Origin of the sequence: Gracilibacillus oryzae (assembly GCF_009498735.1) — a bacterium.
Taxonomy (GTDB): Bacteria; Bacillota; Bacilli; order Bacillales; family Amphibacillaceae; genus Gracilibacillus; species Gracilibacillus oryzae.
The window spans coordinates 1-5,435 of the sequence record NZ_ML762431.1 but is presented as its reverse complement, the minus strand read 5'-3'; the positions used below and the strand labels follow the sequence as shown (position 1 = coordinate 5,435).

The 5,435-nt window shown below is 40.1% G+C and carries 5 protein-coding genes; all 5 read left to right on the top strand.

The genetic code is table 11. The annotated features are described in order from the left end of the window. A partial coding sequence (locus tag F9U64_RS11550) for a Gfo/Idh/MocA family protein (protein ID WP_228275681.1) occupies positions 1-765 on the top strand: 765 nt, incomplete at its 5' end. A 53-nt stretch (positions 766-818) separates the two neighbouring features. Continuing rightward, positions 819-1,916, top strand: a complete 1,098-nt coding sequence (locus F9U64_RS11545; RefSeq protein WP_153403558.1) for a Gfo/Idh/MocA family protein — start codon at positions 819-821, stop codon at positions 1,914-1,916. A gap of 114 nt (positions 1,917-2,030) precedes the next feature. Further along, complete coding sequence (gene dctP, locus F9U64_RS11540) at positions 2,031-3,053, top strand: TRAP transporter substrate-binding protein (RefSeq protein WP_153403556.1); 1,023 nt, start codon at positions 2,031-2,033, stop codon at positions 3,051-3,053. A gap of 48 nt (positions 3,054-3,101) precedes the next feature. Next, on the top strand, positions 3,102-3,635 hold the full coding sequence (locus tag F9U64_RS11535; RefSeq protein WP_153403554.1) for a TRAP transporter small permease: 534 nt from the start codon (positions 3,102-3,104) through the stop codon (positions 3,633-3,635). An 11-nt stretch (positions 3,636-3,646) separates the two neighbouring features. Further along, positions 3,647-4,948 (top strand): TRAP transporter large permease, encoded by a 1,302-nt coding sequence (locus tag F9U64_RS11530; protein WP_153403552.1) that lies wholly within the window; start codon positions 3,647-3,649, stop codon positions 4,946-4,948. Positions 4,949-5,435: the final 487 nt, after the last annotated feature.

Below are 5,435 nucleotides of genomic sequence, written 5' to 3'. Positions count from 1 at the left end.
ATGATGAAATTAAAACATGTATTAGAAACGGAATTGATGGGGCCGATTGTACATACACAAGTCGATTCCTACTGGTGGCGAGGCCATTCTTATTATGATTTATGGTGGAGAGGAACTTGGGAAAAAGAAGGTGGCGGCTGTACGTTGAATCATGCGGTACATCATATTGATATTTTCCGCTGGATGAATGGCATGCCGTCTGAAATTACATCAGTAATGAGTAATGTTGCGCATGATAATGCAGAGGTAGAGGATATTTCCATTGCAATTGGACGCTATGATAATGGCAGTCTTGCACAGATTACAAGTTCCGTTGTTCATCATGGAGAAGAACAGCAGCTGATTTTTCAGGGGAAAAAAGCTCGTGTTTCCGTTCCGTGGAAATTAACGGCATCCAAGTCGCTGGAAAATGGCTTCCCGGAAAAAGATGAAGAACTGGAAGAGGAGATACAAAAAGTGTACGATTCCCAGTCGCCATTACAGTATGAAGGACACACTGGTCAAATAGACGATATATTGTCAGCAGTCGAAGGGAAAAAAGATGTGTTAGTGGATGGGTATGAAGGAAGGGAAACGCTTGAACTAATTACGGCAATTTTCCAATCGGCAAGTTTAGGAGAAAAAGTGAAGCTGCCATTGGAAAAAAACAGTCCATTCTATACAACAGAAAAAATACTGAAGAATGCAACTTACTTCTATGAAAAGGGAGCTAGCATTGAAAACTTTGAAACGAACGAAATTACAACAGGAGGGAAATACGAGTAGGAGAGGAATAGAAGAATTATTCTCATAAACTATTACAATTGGAGGAATCAGAAATGAATAAAAATGATGGAATGAATTATTCGCCTAAAGGAAAAGTGAATCGTGTTGTTAACGAAGGAGAATTTTTATTTGCGGCAATGGGATTGGATCATGGTCATATCTATGGAATGTGTAATGGATTATTAGAGGCTGGTGGAGAGTTAGCAGCTGTTTATGATCCTGACCCGGATAAGGTTAAAGCCTTTATTGAAAAATTCCCGCAAGCCAAAGCAGCTGCGTCAGAAGAAGAGATTTTGACAGATTCATCCATTACACTTGTGGCAGGTGCCAGTATTCCATCCAAGCGCTGTGATTTAGGACTGAAGGTATTGGATCATGGCAAGCACTACTTTGTAGATAAACCAGCATTTACAACGCTCGAACAAGTAGAGAAGGCAAAAAAGAAGACAGAAGAGACTGGTTTGAAATGGGGCATTTATTACAGTGAGCGTCTGCATGTGGAAGGAGCGGTATTTGCCGGGCAATTAATCGAAGAAGGGGCCATTGGTCGAGTAGTTCAGGTTATCGGAACAGGACCACACCGAGCAAACCCTGATTCGAGACCAGATTGGTTTTTTGACCGTGATTATGTAGGCGGTATCTTATGTGATATTGGAAGTCACCAAATTGAACAGTTTTTACACTATGCAGGGGCGAAGGATGCGGAAGTACTGCATAGTAAAGTAGCTAATTACAAGTTTAAAGAACATCCGAAATTTGAAGATTTTGGTGATGCCACATTAGTTGCTGATAATGGTGCAACCTTCTATTTCCGAGTAGACTGGTTTACTCCGGATGGATTGGGAACTTGGGGTGATGGAAGAGTTACTATATTGGGAACAGAAGGGTATATTGAAGTACGCAAGTATATTGATATTGCGCGTGATAATAGTGGTGATCATGTGTATTTAGTGAATCAGGAAGGGGAAAAGCATTTTGCCTGTCATGGGAAGGTTGGTTACCCATTTTTTGGAGAGTTTATCCTGGACTGCTTAAATGATACGGAAAATGCGATGACACAAGCGCACGCATTTAAAGCTGCTGAATTATGTATTGAGGCACAGAATAAAGCAATTCAAGTGGAACAAGCAGAATCGGTTGCTGCAAAATAAATAGACAGGGGGGGCTGATCCCCCTCTGTCAAAACTTACTATGCACTTTTTGATGTAAGGGATTACAAAAGAGGGTTCACATCTTACCTTTTAATGGAGGGGGAAGGGACAATATTGAAAAAATATGCGATCAGTCTATTGATGAGTTTTTTATTCGTATTACTAGCTGCATGCGGCTCCAGCGACTCTACTGATGCAGCAAATAGTAGTCAAGCAGGTGAAAGTAATACACACAATCTCAGATTAGCCCACAGCTTGAATAAAGATCATCCCGTTCATTTGGCTTTAGTGAGATTCAAGGAGATAGTTGAGGAACGATCCAATGGACAAATAAATATAGAAATTTTTTCAAATGGTGTATTAGGTGACGAAAGAGAAGTGTTGGAGCAATTACAAGCAGGAGGAGTGGATATTACCAAAGTAAGTGCAGCTTCTCTTGGAAATTTTGCCTCTCAATATGCTGTGTTCAGTTTACCTTATGTATTTACAGATGAGGATCATTTCTTTCGGTCAATGGAATCAGATGCCGTTCAGGAACTTTTCAATTCAACTGCCGATGAAGGGTTTCTTGGATTAACCTGGTATGATTCAGGGGCGCGAAGTTTTTATACAAAGGAAACGCCGATAATGCATCCAGATGATTTACAAGGACTCAGAATCCGTGTGATGAGCAGTCAAACGCAAATTGAAATGATGAGAGAACTGGGTGGTGCACCTACACCAATGGCATATGGAGAAATATATACGGCTCTGCAATCTGGCGTTATTGATGGAGCTGAAAGTAATCCGACTGCACTGACAAACGGGAAGCATGGAGAAGTGGCGCCGCATTTTTCATTCGATGAACATACTCGTATTCCCGATATCGCTATTATCAGCAGCAAAGTGTGGCAAGACCTTTCTGAGGAACAACGTCAGATAGTAAAGGATGCGGCAAAGGAATCGACGGAATATCAGAAAGAGATTTGGGCATCGGCAGTGGATGAAGCGATGGAGGAAGCCAAAGCGATGGGGGTGGAGTTTTATCATCCAGATTTAGAGCCTTTTCGTGAAGCTGTACAACCTTTACATGAAAAATATCGTAAAGATAAGAAGATTGCAGAATTGTTGGATGCATTTGAACAGTTAGAGGAATAACACTCAGTCGAGGAAAGAAATATTACAATATGAGAAATGGGGAAGATGATGTTACCGACATTAAAGAAAATAAAAGCAGTATTAAACCGTTTTATCATGATCATTGCTGCTGTGCTGACAATTGTTTTAGTATGTGGTGCGTTATGGCAAGTATTTAGCAGGTATGTGTTAGGTTCCCCTAGTATTTTTACAGAAGAGCTCTTGCGTTTTCTTCTTTTCTGGGTGGCGATGTTAGGGGCAACATATGCATTTGGTTCCAAGGAGCACTTAGCGATTACGTTCTTAAAAAACAAGTTGCGAGACATTAAGCGGAAATCAATAGAATTGTTTATTGATGCAGCGATCCTTTGTTTCACCGGAATCATTATGATTAAAGGTGGGTACAGCCTTGTCACAACAACTTTAAATCAGACTTCCCCTATTTTGGGAATTCCAATGGGCTATGTTTATGCCATCCTTCCGATTTCAGGGGTGATCATTGCAGCCTATCAATTAATTAACATGATGGAGAGAAAGGAACAGGCCGATTCAACTGAACAATTAGAAAATACAACTGTTTCTCCTCATACTAGAGAAGAATAGGGGGTAGAATAATGGATGTCGCTATACAATCAGCATTATTATTATTTGGAATCTTCTTCGTACTTTTGTTAGTAGGTGTGCCGATCTCGATTAGTATCGGTATCTCTTCTTTTGTATCCGTCCTCGTCATTTTACCGCTGGATACTGTTGCAACAATTGCTGCACAGCGGATTTTTGGTGGTATTAACAGTTTTGCTTTATTGGCGGTAATCTTCTTTATTATGGCCGGCAGTATCATGAATAATGGCGGGATAGCATTGCGACTTGTTAATTTAGCCAAGTTAATTGCAGGTAGATTACCAGGTTCGTTAGCACATACCAATGTTGTCGGCAATATGCTGTTTGGCTCCATTTCAGGATCAGCAGTAGCCTCTGCAGCAGCGATTGGCAGTGTAATGGCTCCGCTGCAAAAGAAAGAAGGTTATGACAAATCCTTCTCTGCAGCTGTTAATATCGCCTCCTCACCAATCGGTATCCTCATTCCGCCAAGTGGTGTCTTAATTCTGTATTCCCTTGTCAGTGGAGGAACGTCTGTTTCTGCCTTGTTTATGGCAGGGTATTTGCCAGGGATATTAATGGGTTTAGCTGTCATGATTGTTGCCTACTTTATGGCCAGAAAAAGAAATTATAAAGTTTCTGACAAAGTTACATTTAGACAAGCTGTATCCGTTGTTCTGCAGGCAATCCCCAGCTTACTGTTAGTTATTATCGTAATTGGCGGGATTGTTGCCGGAATATTTACGCCGACAGAAGGTGCAGCTGTGGCTGTTTTATACTCACTCGTCCTTTCTCTGATTTATCGTGCCTTAAAGTGGATCCATGTTATCAAAATATTAAAGGAAACGATAATCATGACGGGAATTGTATTATTTCTGGTGGCTTCCTCCTCCATTATGTCATGGGCAATGGCGATTACCTCTTTGCCGGCAGTGATTAGTGAGGGGCTTTTAAGCATTTCGGATAGTCCGGTTATCATCATGCTCATTATGATGCTCGTCTTATTAGTAATTGGTACGTTTATGGATCTTACACCTGCGATATTAATTTTCACGCCGATTTTCTTACCAATTGCTACACAGCTTGATATTGATCCCGTTCATTTCGGTATTATGCTTGTCTTTAACCTGGCAATTGGGGCAATGACACCACCTGTGGGCAGTTGTTTATTCATCGGCTGCAGTGTCGGCAATGTCTCGATTGAACAAGTTATCAAACCACTAAGTTATTTCTTTGTGGCACTGATTATCACGCTGTTTTTTATTGTTTATATTCCGGAGATTACGTTATTTTTACCAGAGTTATTGGGATTATGAATATAGAATATTTACAATCGTTAAAGAATCAAGCTACTCCAACTATATGGGGTAGTTTTTTTTAGTGGACTAATCTCAATAACAGCAATTGATGTAATCGCTAACATCAAATGAAACCACAATAGCTTCAAGCTATCTTTTTTTATACAAAAAAATTGAATCCCGCAAAATTCGTTCAAGCTCGTCATGTCATGTAGGCACTAGGATAGACGACTGCATCTGAAGAACTAATTTATCGAAAACTGTCTTTTTTTTGTTTTAACAAAATATACAGGGGGTATCAGATAGTAAATACTTGTATTTAAAAGGAAATATATAGGTGATATCATATCCAGGTTATTAGTAGAGAGGTGAATCCGTCACGTACATAGAAGGCCAATAGATCAGCAAATTTTCTAAAATCTAACAGAAAAAGGAGCATTCCTGTAATGAAGAAATTTGAGGTTTGAATACAAAAAGCCTCCTTGGTATGATACGAGGTGTCCGA